22 protein-coding genes are annotated in these 24,910 nt (G+C 70.3%); 17 read left to right on the top strand and 5 right to left on the bottom strand.

The window, feature by feature from the left end; genetic code table 11:
• Nucleotide 1: 1 nt before the first annotated feature.
• Nucleotides 2-385, bottom strand: coding sequence for a PAAR domain-containing protein (locus ABMY26_RS19415; RefSeq protein WP_372398810.1), 384 nt, complete (start codon nucleotides 383-385; stop codon nucleotides 2-4).
• A 19-nt stretch (nucleotides 386-404) separates the two neighbouring features.
• Complete coding sequence (locus ABMY26_RS19410; protein WP_372398809.1) at nucleotides 405-719, bottom strand: hypothetical protein; 315 nt, start codon at nucleotides 717-719, stop codon at nucleotides 405-407.
• A gap of 277 nt (nucleotides 720-996) precedes the next feature.
• On the opposite strand from ABMY26_RS19410, the gene tssA reads away from it, so the two are divergent.
• From tssA to ABMY26_RS19365, 9 genes are all read left to right on the top strand, one after another.
• Nucleotides 997-2,139, top strand: coding sequence for a type VI secretion system protein TssA (gene tssA, locus ABMY26_RS19405; protein WP_372398808.1), 1,143 nt, complete (start codon nucleotides 997-999; stop codon nucleotides 2,137-2,139).
• A 44-nt stretch (nucleotides 2,140-2,183) separates the two neighbouring features.
• Entirely contained in the window at nucleotides 2,184-2,690 is a 507-nt protein-coding gene (tssB, locus tag ABMY26_RS19400; RefSeq protein WP_045580326.1) for a type VI secretion system contractile sheath small subunit, read from the top strand.
• Between the two features lie 4 nt (nucleotides 2,691-2,694).
• Nucleotides 2,695-4,188, top strand: coding sequence for a type VI secretion system contractile sheath large subunit (tssC, locus tag ABMY26_RS19395; RefSeq protein WP_045580327.1), 1,494 nt, complete (start codon nucleotides 2,695-2,697; stop codon nucleotides 4,186-4,188).
• Nucleotides 4,189-4,195: 7 nt separating this feature from the next.
• Complete coding sequence (gene tssC / locus ABMY26_RS19390; protein ID WP_372398807.1) at nucleotides 4,196-5,779, top strand: type VI secretion system contractile sheath large subunit; 1,584 nt, start codon at nucleotides 4,196-4,198, stop codon at nucleotides 5,777-5,779.
• 37 nt (nucleotides 5,780-5,816) lie between these two features.
• Nucleotides 5,817-6,620, top strand: a complete 804-nt coding sequence (locus ABMY26_RS19385) for a type VI secretion system accessory protein TagJ (protein ID WP_372398806.1) — start codon at nucleotides 5,817-5,819, stop codon at nucleotides 6,618-6,620.
• Between the two features lie 201 nt (nucleotides 6,621-6,821).
• Nucleotides 6,822-7,298: a type VI secretion system baseplate subunit TssE gene (gene tssE / locus ABMY26_RS19380; protein WP_372398805.1), complete on the top strand. Its 477-nt coding sequence runs from the start codon at nucleotides 6,822-6,824 to the stop codon at nucleotides 7,296-7,298.
• On the top strand, nucleotides 7,291-9,123 hold the full coding sequence (gene tssF, locus ABMY26_RS19375) for a type VI secretion system baseplate subunit TssF (RefSeq protein ID WP_372398804.1): 1,833 nt from the start codon (nucleotides 7,291-7,293) through the stop codon (nucleotides 9,121-9,123). Before tssE ends, tssF begins: the two co-directional genes overlap by 8 nt.
• Nucleotides 9,087-10,172, top strand: a complete 1,086-nt coding sequence (gene tssG / locus ABMY26_RS19370; protein ID WP_372398803.1) for a type VI secretion system baseplate subunit TssG — start codon at nucleotides 9,087-9,089, stop codon at nucleotides 10,170-10,172. The genes tssF and tssG overlap by 37 nt, the downstream gene beginning before the upstream one ends.
• Nucleotides 10,173-10,333: 161 nt before the next feature.
• Nucleotides 10,334-11,875 carry a methyltransferase regulatory domain-containing protein gene (locus ABMY26_RS19365; protein ID WP_372398802.1) on the top strand — a complete coding sequence of 514 codons (1,542 nt, stop codon included), beginning with the start codon at nucleotides 10,334-10,336 and terminating at the stop codon, nucleotides 11,873-11,875.
• Between the two features lie 7 nt (nucleotides 11,876-11,882).
• Here the strand turns inward: ABMY26_RS19365 and ABMY26_RS19360 are convergent, their stop codons facing one another.
• Nucleotides 11,883-12,638, bottom strand: coding sequence for a tetratricopeptide repeat protein (locus ABMY26_RS19360; protein ID WP_372398801.1), 756 nt, complete (start codon nucleotides 12,636-12,638; stop codon nucleotides 11,883-11,885).
• Between the two features lie 291 nt (nucleotides 12,639-12,929).
• Between ABMY26_RS19360 and tssJ the strand changes: the two genes are divergently transcribed.
• The 7 genes from tssJ (at nucleotide 12,930) to ABMY26_RS19325 (ending at nucleotide 21,937) form a co-directional block, all read left to right on the top strand.
• A complete protein-coding gene (gene tssJ, locus ABMY26_RS19355) occupies nucleotides 12,930-13,649 on the top strand; it encodes a type VI secretion system lipoprotein TssJ (protein WP_372398800.1) in 720 nt (239 codons plus the stop codon).
• The gene (icmH, locus tag ABMY26_RS19350) at nucleotides 13,646-15,214 is read left to right on the top strand and encodes a type IVB secretion system protein IcmH/DotU (RefSeq protein WP_372398799.1); all 1,569 of its coding nucleotides are present in this window, start codon (nucleotides 13,646-13,648) and stop codon (nucleotides 15,212-15,214) included. The genes tssJ and icmH overlap by 4 nt, the downstream gene beginning before the upstream one ends.
• A 3-nt stretch (nucleotides 15,215-15,217) precedes the next feature.
• Nucleotides 15,218-18,874, top strand: coding sequence for a type VI secretion system membrane subunit TssM (gene tssM, locus ABMY26_RS19345; RefSeq protein ID WP_372398797.1), 3,657 nt, complete (start codon nucleotides 15,218-15,220; stop codon nucleotides 18,872-18,874).
• Nucleotides 18,856-20,913, top strand: coding sequence for a protein kinase (locus ABMY26_RS19340; protein ID WP_372398796.1), 2,058 nt, complete (start codon nucleotides 18,856-18,858; stop codon nucleotides 20,911-20,913). The genes tssM and ABMY26_RS19340 overlap by 19 nt, the downstream gene beginning before the upstream one ends.
• Nucleotides 20,914-20,950: 37 nt before the next feature.
• Nucleotides 20,951-21,394 (top strand): ATP-binding protein, encoded by a 444-nt coding sequence (locus ABMY26_RS19335; protein ID WP_372398795.1) that lies wholly within the window; start codon nucleotides 20,951-20,953, stop codon nucleotides 21,392-21,394.
• 128 nt (nucleotides 21,395-21,522) lie between these two features.
• Nucleotides 21,523-21,732 carry a hypothetical protein gene (locus ABMY26_RS19330; RefSeq protein WP_372398794.1) on the top strand — a complete coding sequence of 70 codons (210 nt, stop codon included), beginning with the start codon at nucleotides 21,523-21,525 and terminating at the stop codon, nucleotides 21,730-21,732.
• Between the two features lie 19 nt (nucleotides 21,733-21,751).
• Nucleotides 21,752-21,937 (top strand): hypothetical protein, encoded by a 186-nt coding sequence (locus tag ABMY26_RS19325; protein WP_144428193.1) that lies wholly within the window; start codon nucleotides 21,752-21,754, stop codon nucleotides 21,935-21,937.
• A gap of 82 nt (nucleotides 21,938-22,019) precedes the next feature.
• Here ABMY26_RS19325 and ABMY26_RS19320 read toward each other — a convergent pair whose 3' ends face one another.
• Nucleotides 22,020-22,217: a hypothetical protein gene (locus ABMY26_RS19320; protein WP_372398793.1), complete on the bottom strand. Its 198-nt coding sequence runs from the start codon at nucleotides 22,215-22,217 to the stop codon at nucleotides 22,020-22,022.
• Between the two features lie 246 nt (nucleotides 22,218-22,463).
• Here ABMY26_RS19320 and ABMY26_RS19315 point away from each other — a divergent pair, with 246 nt between their 5' ends.
• Nucleotides 22,464-22,913: an RcnB family protein gene (locus ABMY26_RS19315; RefSeq protein WP_372398792.1), complete on the top strand. Its 450-nt coding sequence runs from the start codon at nucleotides 22,464-22,466 to the stop codon at nucleotides 22,911-22,913.
• A 46-nt stretch (nucleotides 22,914-22,959) separates the two neighbouring features.
• Here ABMY26_RS19315 and ABMY26_RS19310 read toward each other — a convergent pair whose 3' ends face one another.
• Entirely contained in the window at nucleotides 22,960-24,906 is a 1,947-nt protein-coding gene (locus ABMY26_RS19310) for a response regulator (RefSeq protein ID WP_372398791.1), read from the bottom strand.
• Nucleotides 24,907-24,910: the final 4 nt, after the last annotated feature.

The following is a 24,910-nucleotide window of genomic DNA, read 5'->3' as shown; positions in this document are numbered from 1 at the left end:
CTCAGCCGCCGATGATGACGGTCGGACAGCCGGGCGGCATCACCTTGCCGACCGGCCCCGGAATCGGCGCGACGCAGCTGGTGTGGGCGGTCATGTCGTTGATGCGCGCGGCGGGGAGATTGTTGATCAGCACCGTTCCCGACCCCTGCGAGATCATGCCCGGCCCGGCCGGGATGCAGCCCGGCAGCATGCAGGGCGCCGAGATGTCGGTCAGCCGCGCCGCCGGCATCTTGCCGATCAGCACCGTCGGGCTGCCCAGCATGATCGCCAGCGGCAGGCCGGGATGCGGCGTCGGCGTCGGCACCAGGGCCGGCGGATGGATCGGCGCGTGGCAGTGCGGGGTGTCCTGCTTGATGAAGTCGCCGAAGCGGGCGGCTGGGGGCATCGTCCGTATCTCCGGCCGGTCAGAACGGCGAATCGCCGGGCGCCGACGGCGCAACCGGCAGGAAGGGCGAGGCGATGACCTGCGGCGGCGGCGGCACGACCGGCAGGCCGGCCCGGAACGTCATCCGCGACACCACCGTCTCGCCATCCTCCGCATAGAAGAGGCAAGGCCCCTCCAACCTGCCGGCGGCGATGCCGACCCGGGCGATCAGGCGGCCGGCGGCGTCGCGCTTTTCAACCGGAACGGGAACGGGCGCAGCCGCCGGACTCCCGGCTGCCGCATCGGCTTCGGCGATGAGGCCGAAGATCGCAGGACTGGATGCGTCGCGAGTCATCGCTTGAGGGAAATCCCGGATGGGTTCGTTCCGACGTCAGACCGGCAGCATCCATTCGCAATTTCGATTCGTCAAGCTTGTCGGGCTACCACTACCGCTGAATTGTTACGCATATGCAATATTTCCGCCGGATGGGCCGGGCACGACGAATAGCCTTGTCGAACCAACATAAGTAACGCTATCAATTTGTCGGCGCGAACGCTTATCCCAAAATCGGGTAGCACCGCCTGCCGGCTCCGACTCCCGTCATATGAATGCGGAAAGGGTGCTTTCCTTCATGCCGACACCGCAGCTTTTCGATATCGAGGAATTGTTACAGCCGATCGAGGGAGAGTCCGAAACCGGTATCGACCTCCGCGAGAATGCTTCGGCGGATTACTACACGGTCAAGGATGCCCGCAGCGCCGCGCGTGCGGCCGAACGGTCGATGGATGTGGATGACGACGCCGGCGGGCTTCTGCCGGAATGGCGGACCATCCTCGACGTCAGCCCGCGGATCCTGCGCACCCAGGCCAAGGATCTCGAGGTCACCGCCTGGTTCATCGAGGCGCTGCTGCGGGCCCAGGGATATGCCGGCCTGCGCGACGGCTTCGCCCTGGCGCGCGGCCTGGTCGAGCGTTTCTGGGACACCCTCTATCCCGCCCCCGACGAGGACGGCATCTCCACCCGCGTCGGCCCGCTGACCGGCCTGAACGGGGAATCGGCCGACGGCACGCTGATCCAGCCGATCCGCAAGGTGCCGCTGACGCTGGGCGACAGCGCCTATTCGCTCTGGCAGTACGAGCAGGCTGTCGAGCTGGCGAAGATCACCGACGAGACGCGCCGCCAGGCGCGCATCGACAACGGTGCCGTCACCTGGGAGCAGTTCGAGCAGAGCGTGCGCGAGACCCCGGCGTCGGAATTCAAGATTCTGGTCGAGGACATCCAGGGCGCCATCGACGCGTTCGAGACGCTGGGCAAGATCCTCTACGACAAGGCCGGCTACGACGCGCCGCCGGCCGGCAACATCCGCAACGTGCTGACCGCCGCGCTGGATGCCGTGAACTATGCCGCGCGCGACCGGCTGGCGACGCTCTCCGGCGACGAGCCGGCCGAGGCGGCGCCGGCGGCCGGCCCGGCCGACCCCGTGGCCTCCGGCGGCGGGGGCGGTACGGTGGCCGCGGCGGCGAAGGCCCAGGCCAGCGGCGCCGTCGCCACCCGCGAGGAGGGCTTCAAAGTCCTCTTGCAGGTCGCCGATTTCTTCCGCAAGACGGAGCCGCACTCCCCCATCTCCTACACGTTGGAGGAGGTGGTGCGCCGCGGCCGCATGCCGTTGCAGGAACTCCTGCAGGAACTCATCACCGACGAGGAAACCCGTCGGCAATTCTTCATCGCGTCCGGCGCCAAGGCGCCGCCGCCGGCCGAACAATCCGGGTATTGACGATCACCGCCTATCCTACGGCGTGAGCAGGGAGGTCCGATCACATGGCGAGTATCCACCAGAAGCTGGATCGCGTGCGCAAGCCCCGCGTCCACATCACCTACGACGTCGAGACCGAAGGTGCGACCGTCGTCAAGGAGCTGCCCTTCGTCGTGGGCGTGCTCGGCGACTTCTCGGGCGATCCGACCGAGGCGCTGAAGCCGCTGAAGGACCGCAAGTTCATCCAGGTCGACCGCGACAACTTCAACGACGTCATGGCCCGCATGACGCCCGGCCTGAAGATGAAGGTCGACAACACGCTGGCCGAAGACGGCACCCAGCTGTCGGTCGATCTCGCCTTCAAGTCGATGGAGGATTTCGAGCCGGGCCGCGTCGTCCAGCAGGTCGAGCCGCTGCGCAAGCTGCTGGAGACCCGCAACCAGCTGCGCGACCTGCTGAGCAAGGCCGACCGCTCGGAAGAGCTGGAAGGGCTGCTGGAGCGCGTGCTGCAGAACACCGACGAGCTGGCCGCCCTGAGCGGCGAGCTGGGCACCGAGAAGAAGGAGGGTTGATCCGATGAGCGACGCTCAAGCCCAGGGCGCAGGCGCCACCGGCGCCGTTGCCGAAGGTACCGGCCTCTCGATCCTCGACCAGGCCATCGCCGCCACCAAGCAGACCGAGCCGGACCGTGCGCAGGAGCTGCTGCGCACCCTGACCCAGGAAGCGCTGGCCGGCACGGTCACCTTCAACAAGAACCTGGGCCAGACGATCAACAAGGCGATCGCCGCGATCGACGCCAAGATCAGCAAGCAGCTCAACGCGATCATGCACCACGAGAAGTTCCAGAAGCTGGAAGGATCGTGGCGCGGGCTGAACTATCTGGTCATGAACTCGGAGACGGGGGCGAACCTCAAGATCCGCGTCATGAACTGCCCGAAGAAGGACCTGTACAAGGACATCTCCAAGGCGGTCGAGTTCGACCAGAGCCACCTGTTCAAGAAGATCTACGAGAACGAGTTCGGCATCGCCGGCGGCGAGCCGTACGGCGCGCTGATCGGCGACTACGAGTTCACCAACCACCCCGACGACATGGAGCTGCTGACCGGCGTCTCCAACGTCGCGGCCGCCGCCTTCGCGCCCTTCATCTCGGCCGCCAGCCCCAAGCTGTTCGGCTTCGAGGACATGACCGAGCTGTCGAAGCCGCGCGACCTGGAGAAGATCTTCGACAGCGTCGAGTACACCAAGTGGCGCAGCTTCCGTGAGAGCGACGACAGCCGCTTCGTCACGCTGACCATGCCGCGCGTGCTGGCCCGCATGCCCTACGGCGCCAACACCAAGCCGATCGAGGAGTTCGAGTACGAGGAGGCCCCGTACGAGGGCGGCGTCGCCCGGCCGATGCACCACAACGACTATTGCTGGATGAACTCGTCCTACGCGATGGGCCAGCGCCTGACCAACGCCTTCTCGCAGTATGGCTGGTGCACCGCCATCCGCGGCGCCGAGGGCGGCGGCAAGGTCGAGAACCTGCCCTTCCACACCTTCACCTCGGACGACGGCGACAGCGACGCCAAGTGCCCGACCGAGATCGGCATCACCGACCGCCGCGAGGCCGAGCTGTCGAAGCTGGGCTTCCTGCCGCTCTGCCACTACAAGAACCAGGACTACGCCGTCTTCTTCGGCGCCCAGACCGCGCAGAAGGCCAAGAAGTACGACCGGCCGGAGGCGACCGCGAACGCCGCGATCTCCGCCCGCCTGCCCTACATCATGGCGACCTCGCGTTTCGCCCACTACCTGAAGATCATGGGCCGCGACAAGATCGGCTCCTTCATGGAGGCCAGCGACTGCGAGGCGTGGCTGAACCGCTGGATCCTGAACTACGTCAACGGCAACGAGGCCGCCGGCCAGGAGATGAAGGCGAAGTATCCGCTGGCCGAGGCGTCGGTGCAGGTAAAGGAGATCCCGGGCAAGCCCGGCTCCTACAACGCCGTCGCCTGGATGCGCCCGTGGCTGCAGATGGAGGAGCTGACCACCTCCATGCGCATGGTCGCCCGCATCCCGCAGGCCGGCTGATAGCCGCATGAGCGAGGCAGCGGCCGATCTTCACGACGCCGACGCCGACGCGACGGTCCTTGAGCGGCCGTTGCGCCTGCGGGCGGTCGACATGGCGCTCGGCCGCGACGATTCCGGCCTCCTCGACGCCTTCCTGGCGGCGAAGGGGCCGGGCGACGCGCTCCGCCTGTGGTTCGGCATCACGCTTCCCGTCTACGACAGCCTGGACCGGCTGCGCGCCGCGCTCGACCGCGACATCGCGGCGATCGACGCGCTGCTGTCGGACCAGGTCAACGCCATCCTGCACCACAGGCGTTTCCAGTCGCTGGAAGGCTCGTGGCGCGGGGTGCGCACGCTGGTGAAGCAGGCGCAGTCCGCCGAGACGGTGGAACTGCGGCTGCTGAACCTGACCTGGCCGGAACTGTGCCGCGACCAGGAACGCGCCATCGAGTTCGACCAGAGCCAGCTGTTCAACAAGGTTTACAGCGACGAGTTCGGCATGCCCGGCGGCCGCCCCTACGGTGTGCTGCTGTGCGACTACGCCGTCCAGCACCGCCCGAGCAAGGACCGGCCGACCGACGACGTGTCCGGCCTGAAGGGGCTGGCCCAGGTCGCCGCCGCCGCCTTCACCCCCGCCATCGTCGGCGCGGCGCCGGAGCTGTTCGGGCTGGAGACCTTCCACGAGCTGGGCCTGCCGCTGGACATGAAGACGGTGCTGCGGCAGGCCGAATACCAGCGCTGGCAACGCTTCCAGGAAACCGAGGATTCGCGCTTCGTCGGCGTGGCATTGCCGCGCGTGCTGATGCGCGAGCCCTATGGCGACGACCCGCAGGCCCGCCACGGCTTCCGCTTCCGCGAGGAATCGCTGGAGCTGTGGGACACCGAGCGCGACCGGCTGGTCGCCGGGCGCGGCGGGCTGCGGCTGGAGGACCATTGCTGGGGCAACGCGGTCTATGCCTTCGGCACCGTGCTGATCCGCTCCTTCCTCCAGCATGGCTGGTTCGCCGACATCCGCGGCGCGCAGCGCGACGTGGTGAGCGGCGGGCTGGTGACCGAGCTGGTGGTGCCGGACTTCGCCACCGACGAGGCGAAGGTCGCGCAGAAATTCTCGGTCGAGGTCTCGATCTCCGACCAGCTGGAACGCGACCTCGACGAGCTGGGATTCATCCCGGTCAGCCGCTGCAAGGACACCCCCTACCTGGTGTTCTACGGCAACCAGTCGGTCCAGCGGGTCGGCCAGTTCACCAACACGACGGCGACGGCCAACGCCCGGCTGTCGGCCATGCTGCGCTACATGTTCTGCGTGGCGCGCTTCGCCCATTTCCTGAAGGTGATGGTGCGCGACCGCATCGGCGCCTTCGTCACGCCGGAACAATGCGAGCGCGACCTGCAGAGCTGGCTGCACGGCTATTGCCTGGGCAACGACGACGCCAGCCAGGACCAGAAGGCGCGCTATCCGCTGCGCGAGGGCAGCATCCAGGTCCGCGCCATCCCGGGAAAGCCCGGCAACTACCAGTGCATCATCCATCTGCGGCCGCATTTCCAGCTCGACCAGGTCTTCTCGACCTTCAAGCTGGTGACCGAACTGGCACAAACCGGCGGGGCCGCCTGACCCGTTCAGCCGCTCCATCCAGGGAGAGACACCGATCATGAGCGAAACCGCAGCGCAACTGTTCCAGGCGGGCCGCCTCGACGAGGCGATCACCACGCTGAACGGCGAGATCAAGAAGAACCCGACCGATCTCGACCGCCGCGTCTTCCTGGCCGAGCTGCTGAGCTTCGCCGGCAACCTGGAGCGCGCCGACCTCCAGCTCGACACCATCGGCCTGCAGGAGCCGCAGGTCGCCATCACCATGGCGCTGTTCCGCCAGCTGGTGCGCGCCGAGCAGGCCCGGCGCCAGCTGTTCGCCGACGGCCGCGTGCCGGAATTCATCGACCAGCCGGCCGACCATCTGCGCCTGCATCTGGAGGCGCTGGTCGCCTTGCGCGCCGGCGAGATCGCCGACGCGGTGGCCAAGCTGGCCCAGGCCGAGGAGCTGCGCCCGCCGATGTCCGGCAGCCATGACGGCGTCGCCTTCGAGGATTTCCGCGACCTGGACGACCTGACCGGCGGCTTCTTCGAGGTCTACACCAGCACCGGCAAGTATTTCTGGATCGCCACCGAGACGGTGGAACTGGTCGAGTTCCGCGCGCCCGAACGGCCGCGCGACCTGCTGTGGCGCCCGGCCCACATGGTGGTGCGCGGCGGCCCCGACGGCGAGGTCTATCTGCCGACGCTCTATGGCGGCGCCCCGGCCGACGCCGAAACGGCGGTGAAGCTGGGCCGGGTGACGGAATGGTCGGACGACCCCGACGCCCCGGTCCGCGGCACCGGCCAGCGCTGCTTCCTGGTCGGCGATGAGAGCGTGCCGATGCTGCAGCTGGGAACGCTGGAGTTCTCGGGCACGGTGTGAGGTCTTTCCTCCGGTGCCCCCACCTGACCTCCCCCGCTCTCGCGGGGGAGGGACTGCCGCCACTCTCCCGAACAAGCACCGATCCCCCTCCCCCGCCCAGCTCTCGCACAAAGCTCCGCTTTGTGCTGACGCGACAGGCGGACCGCAGGTCCGCTGAGAGCGGGGGAGGGTCGGGGCGGGGGATTGTAGGAAAGCCACTCCATGGATAGCAACCAGTCCATCACCCTGTCGGTCCTCGACCGCCTGCTCGACGACACGCCGGAGCATGTGGCGCCGCGGCCGCACACGGTCGCGCATCTGCGGGCGGCGATCCGGCGGGATCTGGAGAATCTGCTGAACACCCGGCGGCGGGTGCTGGGCTGGCCGGACGACCTGACGGAGCTGGCGGACTCGATCCTCGGCTATGGCTGCCATGACCTGCTGGTCGAGAATGTCGCCACCGAATCGCGGCGGCGCGAGGTGGTGGCGAAGATCGAGGCGGCGATCCGGCGCTGGGAACCGCGCTTCGCCCATCTGGCCGTGGCCATGGTCGACAACAGCGATCCAGCCGACCGCACCCTGCGCTTCCGGATCGAGGCGCTGATCCATGCCGACCCGGCGCCCGAACCGATGGTCTTCGATTCGGTGGTCGATCCGACCTCCAACATGGTCACCGTGACGAGCAAGAGCCGTGGCTGACGAACTCCTCCCATACTACAACCGCGAGCTGACCTATCTGCGCCGCATGGCGGCGGAGTTCTCGGAGGCGCATCCCAAGATCGCCGGCCGGCTGCGGCTCAGCGCCGACGCGGTGGAGGATCCGCATGTCGCCCGGCTGCTGGAGGGCGTCGCCTTCCTGAACGCCCGCATCAGCCGCAAGCTGGACGACGAATATCCCGAGCTGGTCGACACGCTGCTCGACGTGCTCTACCCGCATTACCTCGCGCCGATCCCGTCGATGGCGGTGGTGCAGATGAAGAGCAGCCCGGACCTGACCGGCTCCCACATCGTGGCGAAGGGGACCGAGCTGGAGACCGAGGCGCTGCGCGGGGAAACCTGCCGCTTCCGCACCGTCTATCCGGCGACGCTGTGGCCGATCGAGCTGGATCAGGCGGTGCTGGCCGGCCGGCCGCTGGTGGCGCCGCCCAACCCGCGGGCGGCCGACGCTGTGGCGGCCCTGCGGCTGACCCTGCGCTGCCGCGTGCCGGACATGTCCTTCACCGAGCTGGGGCCGCACACCCTGCGCTTCTTCCTGCGCGGCCAGCCGCAGCAGGTCTATGCCCTGCACGAGCTGATCTTCAACAACGCCGTCTCGGTGGCGCTGGCCGACGATCCGCGCGACGAGAAGGCGGTCATCCTCGGCAGTGGCGCCATCCGCCCGGTCGGCTTCGGCGACGAGGAGGGCATGCTGCCCTACCCCGCCCGCTCGCATGGCGGCTACCGGCTGCTGACCGAGTATTTCGCCTTCCCCGAGAAGTTCCTGTTCTTCGACCTCGACATCTCGCCGAAGGTGCTGCGCCGCGCCGGCAACACGTTGGAGGTGTTCATCTACCTGAACAGCACCGACGGCGACCTGGAGCGCGCGGTGTCGAAGGACAATTTCGCGCTGGGCTGCACACCGGTGGTCAATTTGTTCCGCCAGCGGGCCGAGCCGGTGGCGCTGACCCAGACCCAGCACGAGCACCGCGTCGTTCCCGACGCGCGGCGTCCCGGCGCACTGGAGGTCCATTCGGTCGACGGCGTGCTGGCGACCGATCCGGACGGCACGCAGCGGCGCTTCCTGCCCTTCTACGGCCTGCGCCACGGCGGGGCGGAGGCGGCAACCCGCACCTACTACACCGCCAGCCGCCGCCCGGCCGGCGGGCGCGATCCCGGCACCGAGGTGCATCTGGCGCTGGTCGACCTCGATTTCGACCCGTCCAGCCCGGCGGATTCGGTGCTGTCGGTGGAAACCACCTGCCTGAACCGCGACCTGCCCGGACAGCTGCCCTATGGCGGCGGCCATCCGCACCTGAAGCTGACGGAAGGCATGGCGGCGGTGGCCGGCGTCGCCTGCCTGACGCCGCCGACCGCAACGCTGCGCATCGCCGAGCGCAAGGGCCATCGCTGGCGCCTCGTCTCCCACCTGCTGCTGAACCATCTGTCGATCAGCGGCGGCCAGGAGGGGACGGAGGCGCTGCGCGAGATCCTGCGGCTCTACGATTTCCGCAATTCCGCCGAGACGCGCGGCATCGCCGACGGGATCGTCAAGGTGACGACCAGGCGGGGCACCGCGCGGGCGCCGTCGCGTCCCGACGACGTCGCCTGGGGCGACGCCATCTGCCGCGGCATCGACGTCGGCATCGAATTCGACCCGCAGCGCTTCAGCGGCAGCGGCATGTTCCTGCTGGCGATGATCCTCGACCATTTCCTTGGGCTGTACTGCTCGATCAATTCCTTCACGCGGCTGACCGCTACGGTCAAGGGCCGCACCGGAGTGCTCCGCACATGGCCCGCCCGCGCCGGCAACCGCCCGCTTCTGTGATCGACCGGCTGTTCCGCACCCCCCACCGCTTCGATTTCTTCCAGGCGGTGCGAGTGCTGGAATGGCAGGCCCGGCGCGACGCGCGCGATCCGCGCACCGCGCGCCGCCATGCCGTGGGCCACGACCATGACCCGCGCGAGGAGGTCGTGCGCCTGCGCGCCGAGACCTCGCTGACCTTCCCCGGCAATCAGGTGGCGGCGGCGGAGGCGGCAGCCGACGGACGGCCGCCGACGCTGGTCGGCGCCTTCCTCGGGCTGGTCGGGCCGCTGGGCGTGCTGCCGCAGCATTACACCGAGCAGATGATTCGGTCGTTGCGCGAGCGGAATCGGGCGCTGCGCGACTTCTTCGACATCTTCCACCACCGCAGCTTCTCGCTGTTCTACCGCGCCTGGGCCAAGTACCGGCTGCCGGTGTCGTTCGAGCGCGGCCAGGGGGAGCGCGAGCCCGACCCGGTCAGCACCGCCATCGGCAGCTTCGTCGGCATCGGCCAGCCGTCGCTCGCCAAGCGGCTGGCGGTCGAGGACGCGACGCTGCTCCATTACTCCGGCCTGCTGTCGCGCGGTCCCCGTTCGGCCGCCGACCTGCAGGAGATGCTGTCGGACTTCCTCGGCCGGCCGGTGACGGTGGAGAGCTTCGTCGGCGGCTGGCTGCCGATCGCGCCGGACGGGCAGACCCGCCTGCCCAGCCTGTCCGAACCGGACGGGCAGCATTGCCGGCTGGGCATCGACGCGCTGGCCGGCGACCGCGCCTGGGACGTCCAGGGCAAGTTCCGCCTGCGCATCGGCCCGCTCGACCGCGCCCAGTTCCGCGATTTCATGCCGGAAGGCCGCGAGTTCCGGAAGCTGCAGGATCTGGTCCGCATCTATGTCGGGCCGGAGCTGGATTTCGAGCTTCAGGTGACGCTGGTCGCCGCCGAGGTGCCGGCGGCGCGGCTGGCCGAGGGCGAGGACGACCGCGGCGGCGCGCGGCTCGGCTGGAACGGCTGGGTGCTGCACGCCCCGAGCCCGGTCGAGCGGTCGGACGCGGTGTTTCCGGTACAGGATTTGTGAGGCGTGCGGGCGTGGTGCCCCCTCCCTCCCGCTCTTGCGAGCGGGCCCCTCCCTCCCCCGCTTCGCGGGAGAGGGAAGAGCAGCCCCCTCTCCCGCGAAGCGGGGGAGGGTTGGGGAGGGGGCACAGCGCCCTCCGCACTCCGTAGAAGGACGAGGACCCAATGAGCGACTGGAGTGCCGGCTATGTGTCGGACATCGAATATCTGCCGGGCTTCTACCGTGAACAGGGTCCGGCGCATCTGACGCTGAGCTGCCTGATCAACGGCATCGCCCCGCCCTCGACGGCAGGCGGTTTCGATTATTGCGAGCTCGGCTGCGGCCACGGCACCACGGTGGCGCTGTTCGCGGCGGCCAACCCGCATGGGCGTTTCCACGCGGTGGACTTCCACCCCGCCCACATCGCCCGCGCCCGCGACGCCGCCGAGGCCGCCGGGTTGACCAACATCGCCTTCCACGAGGCGAGCTTCGCCGAGCTGGCCGACGGCGAGGGGCCGGAGCTGCCGCAGTTCGACTTCGTCACGCTGCACGGCGTCTACAGCTGGGTCAGCCCGATGAACCGCGGCGCCATCGCGCGCTTCCTGGCGAAGAAGCTGAAGCCGGGCGGGCTGGTCTATGTCAGCTACAACGCCATGCCGGGCTGGGCGCCGATGATGCCGCTCCAGCGGCTGCTGTATGAGTATTCCGGCCTGATCCACGACCGCAGCGACCGGCAGGTCAAGGCCGGCCTCGACTTCGCCGAACAGCTCTACAAGGCCGGCGCCAAGATCCTCGGCGACGAGGCGATGTTCGGCAAGCTGCGCGGCGAGACCAAGTCCAAGAACGACGCCGAGCAGTCGGTCTATCTGGCGCACGAGTACCTCAACGGCAGCTGGCAGCCGCTCTACCATGTCGACGTCGCCCGCGAACTGGGGGAGGCGAAGCTGACCTATGCCGGCTCCGCCACCCTGTTCGAGAACTATCCCGACCTGTCGCTGACGCCGGACCAGCGCAAGGCGCTGGACGCCATCGGCGTGCCCAGCCTGCGCGAGACCTTCAAGGACTATTGCGTCGGCCGCCCTTTTCGCCGCGACGTCTTCGTCCGCGGCGCGCGGCGCATCAGCGTGGCCCAGCGCGACGCCATGCTGATGGACATGGCGATGGCCTTGATCGTCCCGCGCGGCGACGCCCGCACCGCCATCCAGGTGCCGCTGGGCGAGGCGACGCTGGAGGCCAGGCATTACGAGCCGATCTTCGACGCGCTGGCCGAGGGGCCGCGCCGCATCGGCGAGCTGATGGAGCTGCCGGAGGTCCGGCAGGCCGGCGGCAACCTGTCGGCGGTCGAGATCGCCGGCATGCTGACCGGCTCGAGCCAGGCGCTGCCGGTGCCGAACCCGCCGGAGACGGTGACGCCGCTGCCGGGGGTGCTGGCCCACAACCGGACCGTCGCCAACGAGCTCGCCACCAGCGAGGGGCGCAAGAGCAGCGCCTTCGCCGCCTCGGTCGGCGGGGCCGGCCTGCATGTCAGCACGGTGGAGGCGCTGCTGTATGACGGGCTCGCCCAGGACGTGCCGGAAGAGCTGGAGGCACTGGTCGCCCATGCGCTGCGGCGGCTGGCCGCCCCGGAGAATGCCGACGGCGCCGGCCGGCAGGCCATCGCCGACAGCATGGGCTGGTGCCTGCGCAACAGCCTGCCGGTCTGGCGCAGGCTGGGCGTGATCGGATGAGCGGGCGTCAGCCCGGCGGCAGCCAATCGGCGTGGGCGCGTTCCATGGGACGCCGCTCAGCCTGATGCCGCCAGTCGAACGCCTCCTCCTCGTCCTCCGCCGCGGCATCGTCGCCTTGGTTAAGGACGTCCAGGTCGGGTCCGTCCAGGTCTGGGCTGGCCCGGTTGAGCGCGGCCAGCGCCGCCATCGCCTCGCGGTCGCCGCGCAGCGCGGCGGCCTGGAGCCAGCGGGCGGCCTCGTCGGTGTCGCGGTCGGTGCCGACGCCCTCGCGCAGGCAGAGGCCCAGCCTGACCTGCGCCGCCGGATGGCCCTGCGCCGCGGCCTGGCGCAGCCAATGCACGGCCTCGACGTCGTCGCGGTCGACCCCGCGGCCGTCGAGCAGCAGCAGGGCGAGATTGACCTGGGCGGCGGCCGAATGCTGGAGGGCGGCCAGCCGGTACCACAGCGCCGCCTTGGCCGGGTCGCAGGGGACGCCCGCCCCCTGTTCGTGCATGTAGCCCAGGTTGTTCTGTGCGCCGACATCGCCGTGAGCGGCGGCGCGGCGGTACCAGGAGACGGCGCGGCGCGGGTCGGGCGGCACGCCGATGCCGTTGGCGAGCAGGAAGGCCAGCATGGTCTGGGCGGCGACATGGCCCTGTCGCGCAGCGCGGCGGTACCAGGGCACCGACGCCGCGACATCGACCGGCCGCAGCGATTCGGCCAGACGGAACTGCGCGTCGCTGTCGCCCAGTTCGGCTTTCATCCGGGTCCAAAGCGTGGGCATGGCGGAGGCACCTTCGTCAATTGTCCAACGGGCGTCGAGTGTCGACCAGAAAGCGGAACGGCAGAAAGCGGAACGGTGGGGACCGGAACGATGAACAGTGCGCGAACCCGCTTTATTCCATTCGCCACGGCGTTGCAGACCATCCCCGGAACCCGAGTCTGTCCTGCCGACGCCCGGCGTTCAACCTCTCCAGCCGGCGGTCGAGGAATTGTCACCGCGGCGCCTTTGGTTAAGGATGACCATCCGTCCGTGCCCTGCTATACCCGTTCGTATAAGGGGAAAGGTGTGGTGATGTTCAGGAATGCCGGCTGCACGCGGATCCGGACGGGGTCGCCCCGGGTCCGGTCGACGACGTGGGCCGCCGGTTCCCTCGCCGCAGCACTGGCGCTGGCCGCCTGCTCCTCCGCGCCGCCGCCTCCGCCGCCGCCGACCACCATCCAGCTGACCGTCGTCGGCGCGAAGGCGCTGAACCCCGATCCCAACGGCCGGCCGTCGCCGGTGATGCTGCGGCTCTACCAGCTCGGCCCGAGCGACGCCTTCACCAACGCCGACTTCTTCCAGATCATCGACCAGGACAAGGCGACGCTCGGCCCCACCCTGCTCGACCGGCAGGAGCTGGCGGTGGCGCCGGACAGCCGCCAGACTTTGACCGTCCAGCCCAAGCCGGAAGTGAAGACCCTGGCCGTCGCCGCGGCCTTCCGCGCCTATGAGGAAGCCGGCTGGCGTGCCCTGGGGACGATCCAGCCGAACAAGGCGAACCGTTTCCTGCTGACCGCCACCGCCAGCACCGTCACCCTCACCCCCCGCGGCGAGGGCGAGGCCGACGATGCCAAGGCCGGGGCGGAAGCCGGGACGGCGGAAGAGGAGGCGAAGACGGATCCGAAGGCCGACGCCGCCGCACCGAAGGCCGAAGCCCCGAAGACCGAACCCCCCAAGTCGGAGAGCGCGCCGAACGCGGCCGGCCAGCCGCCCGCGGCCACGCACAACCTGATCGTGAAGGGGGCGTCATGAGCGTCCGGCCGCCGCCCGACAAGAACCCGTTCGAGGAGCCGGACGACATCGACGCCACGGTGATGCAGCCGATGGCGTTCCAGCGCCCGGCGGCCCCTGCCCCTGCTGGTGGAGCCGCGCCGTCCGCGCCGCCCTTCTCCACCGGCTCGGCCGGGCTGGTGCCGCCGGCCTTCGGGCAGAGCGGCGTGTCCGCCGCGCCGTCCGCCTTCCCACCGCCGGCCTTCGGCCAATCGGCCTTCCCTCCCGCCGCCTTCGGGCAGCAGGCCCAGCCGAAGCCCGCGGCACAGCAACCCGCCCCGGCGTCGGCGCCCTTCGCCCCCGTCGCCCCCGGCTACCGGCCGCTCGACGACGGCACGCTGGCGGCGTTGTCCGCGGTCAGCGACAACCCACTGGTCACCGCCGCCGCGCCGATCCTGGCGATGGTGGTGCGGGTGCGCGAGCTGGGCCAGCATCGCGACGTGGAGTCCCTGCGCGAGCGGGTGATCGCCGAGATGCAGCGGTTCGAGGCGGCGACCGTGCGCGCCGGCCTGGCCGCCACCCAGATCCGCAACGCCGGCTACGCGCTGTGCGCGACCGTCGACGACGTGGTGCTGGCGACCCCCTGGGGCAGCCAGAGCCTGTGGGCGCACAAGAGCCTGGTGTCGACCATCCAGAAGGAAACCTGGGGCGGCGAGCGCTTCTTCGACCTGCTCGACCAGATGGCCGAGGCGCCCGACCGCCATCTGCAGGAACTGGAGCTGTTCTACCTGTGCCTCTCGCTCGGGTTCGAGGGCAAGTACCGGGTCACCCAGCGTGGCTACAGCGAGCTGGCGAAGCTGCGCGACCGGCTCTACCGGGTCATCCGCAAGCAGCGCGGCGAGGCCGAGCGCGACCTGTCGCCCCATTGGCGCGGCCAAGCCGACGGATTCCGCCCGCTGGCGGCCACGGTGCCGCTGTGGCTGCCCGCCCTGCTGATCGCGGTTCTGCTGGCCGCGCTCTATTCCTGGTTCGTCTTCGCGCTGGCCGACCAGTCCGACGGCGCCCATCGCCGGCTGGCCGGGCTGATCCCCGACCGGCCGGTGCAGATCGCCCGGATCGAGCCGCCGGCCACCCTGCCGACTCCGCCGCCGAAACAGACCCTGGCCGAGCGCATCGCCGCGGCGCTGGCCGCCGACATCCGGGCCGGACTGGTCGAGGTCAGCGGCGGCAGCGACGGACGGGCCACCGTGCGCACCCGGCTCAACGTCTTCGCGTCCGGCAGCGACCGGATCGAGCCGCGCTATGTCGAGGTTTTCAAACATGTCGCCGAGGCGATGCGCCGGGAGCCGGGCCGCATCAGCGTGATCGGCAACACCGACAGCGTCGCCATCCGCTCGCTGCGCTACCCCTCCAACCAGGAGCTGTCGGAGGCGCGGGCCGCCACGGTCCAGCGGCTGATGACCGAGGTGCTGGGCGCCGACGCCGGGAAGGACGGCGGCAGCCGGCTCAGCGCCGAAGGGCGCGGCGACACCGACCCGATCGCCCCCAACACGACGGCGGAGGGCCGCCAGGCCAACCGGCGCGTCGACATCGTGCTGGCGCCCTGACCGATGCTGAAGACGATCCTGTCCGCCCTGATCTCCCGCTGGTTCCTGACGCTGGTCGCCGCGCTCTGCCTCGGCGGGCTGGTCTGGTTCCTGGGGCCGCTGGTCGCCGTGTCCGGCGCCTTTCCGCTGGCCGACCCGACGGTCCGGCTGGCGGTGGCCTTCGCCATCCTGCTGGTCTGGGCGCTGGCGATGCAATGGTCGCTCTACCGCCACCGCAGCGCCAACGACCGCATGGTGCAGGCGCTCGCCAAGGCGACGCCCGCCGCCAAGGGCGATCCCGACGCCGACGCGGTCGGCCAGGAGACCGACCTGCTGCGCAGCCGCCTGCGCGAGGCGCTGGACCAGCTGCGCCAGGCGCGCTTCGGCGGCAAATGGGGCCAGCGCTACCTCTATCAGCTGCCCTGGTACCTGCTGATCGGCGCTCCGGGGGCCGGAAAGACGACGGCGCTGGCCAATTCCGGCCTGCGCTTCCCGCTGGCGGCTGAGATGGGGCGATCGGCGCTGCGCGACGTCGGCGGCACCCGCAACTGCGACTGGTGGTTCACCGACGAGGCGGTGCTGATCGACACGGCCGGCCGCTACGTCACCCAGGACAGCCAGCCGGCCATCGACGGCAAGGTGTGGAAGAACTTCATCGGCCTGCTGAAGCGCCACCGACCGCGCCAGCCGGTCAACGGCATCCTGCTGGCGGTCAGCCTCGCCGACCTCGCGGGCTGGAGCGAGCATGAGCGCAGGGGCCACGCCGAACAGCTGAAGCTGCGGCTGAAGGAGCTGCGCGGACAGGTCGGGTCGCGGGTGCCGGTCTATGTGCTGCTGACCAAGGCCGACCTGATCGCCGGCTTCGCCGAGTTCTTCGAGGATCTGAGCCGGGAGGAGCGCGAGCAGGTTTGGGGCGTCACCTTCCCGCTCGATGACGGTCTCTTGAAGGGCGGCCGGACGGGCGACGACGCCCCGGTCTACCGCTTCGCCGCCGAGTTCGATGCGCTGACCGCGCGCATCGCCCGGCGGGTGCTGGACCGCGTGCATGGCGAATCCGACATCCAGCGCCGCTCGCTCGACGCGCTGTTCCCGGCCCAGATCGCCGGGCTGAAACCCGCCATCGCCGACCTGCTGACCGTCATCTTCGAGCCCAACCGCTACGAGGAGCGGCCGCTGCTGCGCGGCGTCTACCTGACCAGCGGCACCCAGGACGGCGCCCCGGTGGACCGTTTGTCGGAGATGGTCGCCGGATCCTTCGGGCTGGAGCGGCCGGTGCTGCCGGCCGGCAGCGGCGGGCGCAGCTTCTTCCTGAACCGCACGCTGCGCGAGGTGGTGTTCGCCGAGGCCGGGCTGGTCGGCACCGACAGCGGGCTGGAACGGCGCCGCCGGCTGCTGCGCGGCGCCGCCATGCTGGCGATGCTGCTGGCCGGGCTGGGCGTCGCGGCCTTCTGGGCCAACAGCTTCACCGGCAACGCGGCGCTGGTCGCCGGGGTCGACGCCGCCGCCGCCAGGGCGCAGGCCGAGCTGGAGCCGCTGGCGACCGCGCCGCGTTCGCTGACCAGGATCGACGACACCGACTTCATCACCATCGTCCCGCCGCTGAACACGCTGCGCGCCATCCCCGCCGGCACGGCCGGGGAGCCGCCGCTGGAGATGACCGGCGGGCTCTACCAGGGCGACCGGCTGGGCCGGCAGGGCGAGACGGTCTATGGCCGGGCGCTGCGCACCGTCCTGCTGCCACGCATCTTCCTGCGGATGGAGGAGCAGCTGCGCCGCGAGCGCGGCCGGCCCGAATATCTGTTCCAGGCGCTGAAGGTCTACCTGATGCTGGCCGGCAAGGGGCCGCTCGACAAGGCGCTGGTGTCCGAGTGGATGGCGCTGGACTGGATGGCCTCGCTGCCCGGCCCGGCCTATGACGGGGTGCGGCGCGACCTGCGCGTCCATCTCGACACGATGCTCGGCGCTCCGCTGTCCACCCTGCCGCTGGACGAGGGGCTGGTCGAGGAGGCACGGCAGAGCCTGACCCGCTACCCGCTGGCCGAACGCGGCTTCGCCATCCTGCGCGACCGGCCGGAGATCCAGGGCCTGGCCGACTGGCGGCTGGTCGACCATGCCGGGCCGCTGGCCGGCCGCGTGCTGATCCGCCCGTCGGGCAAGCCGCTGTCCGAGGGTGTTCCCGGCCTCTACGGCTATGACGGTTTCCACAAGGCGGTGCTGCCGGCGCTGCCCAAGGTCGCCAAGGCGCTGGTCGACGAGAATTGGGTGCTGGGCCAGCCGAGCAGCGGGCCGCAGGCGGTCGCCAGCGCCCAGCGGCTGGAGAAGGGCATCCTGGCCGTCTATCTCGACCGCTACGCCCGCCAGTGGGACGAGTTGCTGGGCGACGTGGTGGTGGTGCCGCTGCGCAGCCTGAACCAGGCCGCCGACGTGCTGAACACCCTGTCCGGCCCGCAATCGCCGCTGAAGCTGTGGCTGACCGCCATGGTGCGCGAGACGACGCTGGCCCCCGGCCCGAACGACAAGCCGGCCGACGGGAAGGGTCCGGTCGCAGGGGGACCGCTGGCCGGCATCGCCCAGCAGGCGCAGGCGGGGGAGAAGGCCGTGGAGTCCACCGGCACCAACGCCGCCTATCTGGCGCGGCTGGCCGGCGTCTCGCTCCAGCCCGCAGGCCCGCCGCCGGGCCAGCCGATCAACGATCATTTCAAGGCGCTGCGCGACCTCGTGCAGGGCGAAGGCGGGGCGCCGCCCAAGCTGGACGAGTCGCTGAAGCTGCTGGGCGAGCTGTACCAGCAGATCGCCCGGGCCGCCAACGCGCCCGACCAGAACGGCGCGCTGCTGGCCGGGCTGGCCGGCGGCGCCGACAAGGGGGCTGTGGCGGCGCAGCTGCGCAACCTCGCCCGCGACCTGCCCGATCCCATCGGCGGCATGGTCGCGACGGTGGCGCAGAGCGCGGCGACCGTCAGCGCCGGCGGGGCGCGGGCGCAGATCAACAAGGCGTGGCAGTCGTCCGTCCTGCCCTTCTGCCGGGCGGCGCTCGACAACCGCTTCCCGATGGTGGCGACCAGCCCGGTCGACGTGACCTCCGCCGACTTCTCCAAGCTGTTCGCGCCGGGCGGCATGATCGACCAGTTCTTCAACACCAACCTGCGGCCCTTCGTCGACATGACGGTCAGCCCCTGGGCCTGGCAGAAGGTGGATCAGGTCGATCTGGGCATCCCGCCCGCCGTGCTCGACCAGTTCGAGCGGGCGGCCCGCATCCGCGACAGCCTGTTCCCGGCCGGGGCCGCCGCCGCCAAGGTGGTGTTCGAGATCACCCCGGTCGAGCTGGACGCCAAGGCGACGCAGGTGGCGCTGGACATCGACGGCCAGACGCTGATCTATCAGCATGGACCGCCGCGGCCGCAGGTGATGAAATGGCCGGGGGCGGAAGGCACCAGCAGCGTGCGGCTCGGCTTCGGCCCGCCGCTGCCGGGCGAGCCGGCCGGGATTTCGCGCCAAGGCCCCTGGGCCCTGTTCCATTTCCTCGCCGACGGCAGGCTGGAGTCCACGCCGCAGCCCGACCGCTTCACCCTGTCGGTGACGGTGGGAACGCGCAAGGCGGTCTTCGCCCTGCGTGCCGACAGCGTGAACAACCCGTTCGGCAAGAACCTGCTGGAGAGTTTCCGATGCCCGACGGCGCTGTAGCCGCGACACTCCCCGGCCCCATCGGCCCCTACCGGATCGAGGGCGTGCTGGGCCAGGGCGCCATGAGCGTGGTGTACCGCGCCACCGACGGGCGCGACGGCCGGCCGGTGGCGCTGAAGCTGCTGCGCGGCGAGCTGCTGGCCGCGGCGGAACGCAACGCCGTGCTGACCCGCTTCGCGCGCGAGGCGCAGATCGGCCTGAAGCTCGACCACCCGAACATCGTGCGGGTGCATGACTACGGCACGCTGGACGCGGCCCAGGGCGGCGCCCCCTACCTCGCCATGGAGCTGATCCGCGGGCGGGAGCTGAAGCAGTATCTGGAGGCCGACCGGCCGCTGTCGATCCAGCAGGGCGGCACCCTGATGGCGGCGGTGCTGGACGCGCTGGCCTTCGCCCATGCCCGCAACGTCATCCACCGCGACATCAAGCCGGCCAACATCGTGGTCGAGGACGACCTGACGCCGAAGCTGGCCGATTTCGGCATCGCGCAGATCTCGTCGTCCGACCTGACCCAGGCCGGCGACCTGCTGGGAACCCCCGCCTACATGGCGCCGGAGGTTCTGCGCGGCGAGAAGGCCGACCCGCGCAGCGACCTGTTCTCCGCCGGCGTGGTGCTCTACTACCTGCTGGCGCAGCGGCGGCCCTTCTCCGGCTCGGTCGCCACGGTGATGCAGCAGATCCTGTTCGTCGAGCCGCCGCCGCCGTCCCATGCCAACCCGGACCTGCCGCCGCCCTTCGACGGCCTGATCCTGAAGGCGCTGGCCAAGGCGCCGGGCGACCGTTTCGCCAGCGCCGGGGAATTCGCCGACGCGCTGCGCCGTGCGCTGGCCGTCGCCGGCACCATGCAGGCGCCCGCCCCCAGCGCCGAGCTCACCCTGTTCGGCACCGAGCCGCCGGACATCGCCCCGCCGCTCGACCGCAACGCCCTGATGGCGGCGCTGGAGACGGCGCTGCGTGCCATCCCCGGCCAGCCGATCGACGCGCGCAGGCTGGACGAGCTGCTGGGCATGCTGGCCGACTGGCAGGCCGGCGGCGAACAGGCGACCTCGACCGGCGAGTTGCAGCGTTGGCAGTCGCTGCTGCTCGGCGCCGGGATCGAGCCCCTGACCGAACTGATCGTGGCCGCCGCCCCCGCGCCGCGCGCCGCCCCGGCGAGCCAGCGGCGCGACTGGATGCCTCTGGTCCGGCTGTTCGCGGCGCTGAACCGCGCGGTGGCCGGCACGCCGGCGGCCGACCGCGCCCGGATGTCGGCGGCGCGCATCGCCTTCGACCTGTCCGGCCGCTTCTTCCTCTATTCCGGCGAGTTGAACCGGGTGCTGATGGACGGCGACAACCCGGACATCCAGATGCTGTCGCTCGACTTCCTGCGGCTGGAGCTGCTCCAGCATGCGCTGGAGGAGCTGGGGGCCGAGGCCGAGCTGGCGCAGAGCCGCAGCGCCATGCTGATGTTCGCCGTCCAGGTCATCCGCAAGGTGACGCAGATCCTGCGCGCCTGCACCGACGGCAACGACGGGCTGGCCCGCTTCGGCGTCGCCATCATCCTCGCCAACATCGAGGAGCTGATCGTGATGGCCCAGCGCCTGTTCGAGACCGGCGGGCAGGCCACCGGCGGGCTGCCGCAGGACGCAGTGGCCGAGTTCATCGCCGCCGCAGGCCGTTTCGCCAGCCTGTCGGTGGAGGAGTTGCGCGGCGAGGTCGCCCAAGCGAACATGACCGGGGGAAACATGGCCGGGGGAAACACGGTCGCCAGTGCGGACAGCTTCGCCGCCCGCCTGCGCGGCGTCGGCCAGCTCTATCTGTTCGCCACGCGGCTGACCGCGCCGGACTGCGCGCCGATGATGCACAGCCTGTCGACCATGCTCTACGGGCTGGTCGCCGGGCTGACGGCCGACCTCGGCAACGCCCCGGTGTCCGACACCGGCGCCCGCGCCCGGCTGGTGGCGCTGGCCGACATGGCAAGCGGACTCGGCTGGAGCGAGGTCGAGCGGATCGCCCTGACGGCCTTGCGCCGCTGGGCCGTGGCGGGCGTGACGGCGTGACGGGACACTGGCTCAACCGATCGAAGGATGGCGGCGCATGGGGGAACGGATGGACGATACCGTGACGAACCGCCTGGAACTGGTCCTGCGCAACGAGCTGTCCGAACTGGAACGGCTTGCCGCCGCGGTGGACGAGTTCATCGAGCGCTACGACCTGCCGCCCGGTCTCGGCTTCAAGTTCAACCTCTGCTTCGACGAGTTGATCACCAACACCGTATCCTACGGCTATGGCGACAGCGGACCCCACGAGATCCGGGTGCGGCTCGAGTCGGACGCGGTCGAGATGCGGGCGGAGGTCGAGGACGACGCCGCCGCCTTCGATCCCTTCGACGAGGCGCCGCCGCCCGACCTGACCAGCGACGTCGAGGACCGCCGGGTCGGCGGGCTCGGCGTCTTCCTGGTCAAGAAGACGATGGACCGCGCCATCTACCGGCGCGAGGGCAACCGCAATCTGGTCCTGCTCGCCAAGGCGTTCGCCTGACCGCAATCTGCGGCGGCGGCTTGGAGCGCGAAAGCGCTTTCGGCGGGAGAATCCGGCCAGCCGGGCCGGCGGAGAGCCTTGCCCACGCGCAGACTCCTCCGTCCTCCCAATGATCCTGCGGAGGACGAATGGATGCGCCGGGCAATCCTGTGCGATTTGCTGAAAATGCCGGCAAGTCGCGCTTCATGACAATCCGGCAAAGCAGCGCGTCTCACTTTGCAGCAAACAGACACATGACAAGACCGCTATTTTCTTGCAAAGTTATCGAGGTCATCGGAACTGTGATGGGTCTGGTCATCGTGACCGCCCGCCGTCCGGGGATCGAAAGCGAACGCTGACGTGTGGAGTCGACGCATCATGACCGGGACGCAGTGCCAAGAGGCACGGCTGCGCCTTGGCTGGTCGACACGGATGCTGGCGAACAAGGCCGGTGTGCCGTGGTACGCCGTGATGAACCTCGATTACGGAACCGGCGAGGTCGATCCGGCCATCGTCGACGCGCTGGCCCGCGCCTTCAGACAGGCCGGCCTGGAACTGCGCTAGACGCTCCGGCCCGCGCCGCCGTGATCCGCGCCAAGCCGCCGCATCCTTTCCCCGGAGAGGAAAGGATGCGGCGGAGCCCTGCTCAGCCCTTCTTCCCCGCCTTGCCCTTCTCGGCCGGCCCTTTCTCGGCAGGACGGTCGATGTGCTTGGCCGATTCGGTGTCGGGGGTGATCGGCTTGCCGGTCTCGACCACCTGCTTGGCCGCCTCCAGCGGGTCGGCGATGTCGCGGTCGGGTTCGTTGGACAGGATATGGCCGTCGCCGGGCTTCTGGTCCGCCATCGCACTGCTCCTTCGGTAAGGTCTTCCGACGACAACAGGCGGGCCGGCATTCCGTCCCCAAGCCGCTCTCCGTCCCCGCGACTCTGCCGGCGACGGGAGTGGCGGCAGTGGGAGCGGCTGCGGATACAGTCTGTTACCGAATGACCGGCGGGCGGACACAAGCCGGCAATGGTCGCGCGCCATCCTGTCGCCATGGGATGCCCCCGGCACCGCCGGCCGGCACCAGACCGATGAGGATGTCAGTCCATGAAGAAGACCCTGCTTGCCGTGGCCGCCGCGATGATCGCCCTGACAGCGGCGACCGGCACCCCCGCGCTGGCCCAGGGGTGGCAGCCCGGGCCGGACGACCGTGGCAGCCCCTATCAGGCACAGCATCAGGACCGGACCCATGATCGGGACGACCGCAACCGGGACAGCCATGGTCCGAATGCCCACAATCCCGCTCCCCGGCCCGCCCCTCACCCCGTCCATCGGCCCGACTTCCGTCCGGGCCCGCCGGAGGGCCGCGGCTGGCATGCCGGCCAGCGCCTGCCGAGGGAATGGCGCGCGCAGCGCCACGTCATCGCCAAGCCCGCCGCCCACCATCTGCGCCGCCCCCCGCCCGGCCATCGCTGGGTCCGCGCCGGCCATGACGCCGTGCTGATCGTGTCGGCCTCCGGCTTCATCGTGCAGATCGTGCCCGGCCTGTTCCGCTGAGCGGGCGCCACCCGATCGCCCCCTCAGCCGCGCTTCAGTCGCCCCCTCAGTCGCCGATGCCCTTCTGCACCAGGACCAGGAAGATCTTCTCCTCCAGCTGGTCGGGCGTGAAGGGCTTGGCGATGTAGCCGCTGACATGGTGGGCCAGCGCCTTCTTCACCGCCTCCATGGTGGCGAGCGCCGTGACCATCAGGAACGGCAGGTCGCTGTTCGTCTCGCGCACGCGCTTCAACAGGTCGAGCCCGTTCAGCCGCGGCATCATCCAGTCGCAGATGATCAGGCCGTAGCCAACGGCGTCCGTCCGGAAACGCTCAAGCGCCTCCTGCCCGTCGGCGGCGGTGTCGACCTGCCCGATCCCGAGGTCGCGCAGGACGGAGACGACCAGGGCGCGCGGTCCCTCCTCGTCGTCGACCACCAGCACCCGCAGGGCGGCAAGGTCGATGAAGGGCACGCCGACCATGGCCAGCGACTGGCGCAGCCAGCCCGTCCGCGCCGCCCGCTCCTTCGGGCCGGGCGCGTTCAGCAGAACATGGCGGATGAAGCGCGGCCGGTGGCAATGGCGGTAGAGCACGCGCGCCACCGCCAGCCGGCTCTTGCCGGTGCACACGCCCCCCTCCCCCGCCAGCCGCACCAGATCGAGCACGGCGTCGGTCGGCGGGTCGTCCTTCGCCTGGATCAGCGGGGCGAGCACGCGCTGGGTGCGCAGGAAGGCGTTCTGGATATCGTCCATCTGGCCGGCCAGACAATCCCGCTCCTCCTCGGGAAAGGCGCTGGCCAGCACCATCCGCTGCACCTCGGCCAGCCCCTTCAGCTTCTCGTTGCGCTCCTTCCAGCAATCGATGAGGCGGCCGGCGAAGTCGCGGCTGTCGAAGAAGCTCCGCAGATAGACGGTCACCGCCTTCGCCGCGGTGGGTGACAGCGGCATCTTCTGCATCACGAACAGGATGCGCAGCTTCTGCACGAAGTTGCGGCCGCGGGTGATCTCGGGGACGGTGTCCTCGTTGACCAGCAGGGCGGTGCGGCGCTGGAGCGCGGCCTCTGTCCGGGCGCCGCCGGCATAGTTGCCGTCGCGGTCGCGCAGGCGGGCGGACAGGTCGCTCAGCGCCAGGATCTCGCGCTGGACCGCCTCGATCCCGTACATGTCGCCGGCACTGGAGATGGTGAAACAGGCGGGCTTGGCCATCTCGCGGCGGAAGGCGGCGGCCAGCGCCTCGCGCAGGCCCGGCATCGGCACCCGCCGCATCAGCGCGTCCAGCCGCCGGAAGACAGGCGGCGCATCCTCCGGCATCGGCCGGTCGGCGGCGATCGGCGTCACGATCAGGTCGATCAGCGTGACGAAGGGTGCGTCCCGCGCGCAGGAGGCGGTGCCGGCGTCGCTCGCCAGGATCTCGCCCAGCAGCCGTTCGAGCGGCGCCAGCGCGTCGGGATGCTCGGTCGCGTCCGCCAGCGTCAGCAGCGCTTCGGCCTTTTCGGCGAAGTTGCGGCCGATGGCGATGTGCTGCGTCACCGCGGCATCGAGCAGGAAGCGGCCGAGGAAGCCGCCATTGGACAGCAGCTCCGCAGCGGTGCCGACATAGGAGTCGGGCAGGAATTCCGGCGGCGGGTGCTCCTTCACCCGTTCCCGGGTCAGGCGGGCGACCTCGTTGACCAGCGGCGTCAATGCGCCCTTGCGGTCCATCGCCCGTTCGGCCTGGGTCAGGATGGCCACGAAGGTCGCGGTGTTGGACAGCGCGGTCTGGTGGCGCGGATGGTGCAGCAGCTCCGTCGCCGTCAGGGCATTCTCGTCGAGGAAGCGGCGGCAGAGGCGGCCGACGCTGTCGCGCCCGACCGGGGCGTAGAAGTCGGCAGGCTCGCGGCAGCCGGCGGGAATGCCGCCGTCACCCATGTCCAGACCGGGATTGGCCCCGGGATTGGCCCCCGGGCTGACGGGAGGGGTGGCGGGAAGCTCCGCCGCGGCTTCGGTGGCCGCGGCCTGCTGGCGGTCGGCGTCCATTTCC

Source organism: Azospirillum sp. HJ39, from assembly GCF_041507355.1.
GTDB lineage: Bacteria > Pseudomonadota > Alphaproteobacteria > Azospirillales > Azospirillaceae > Azospirillum > Azospirillum thiophilum.
Note: the sequence above shows the minus strand (reverse complement) of the source record. Positions and strands in the feature narration are given on the sequence as shown.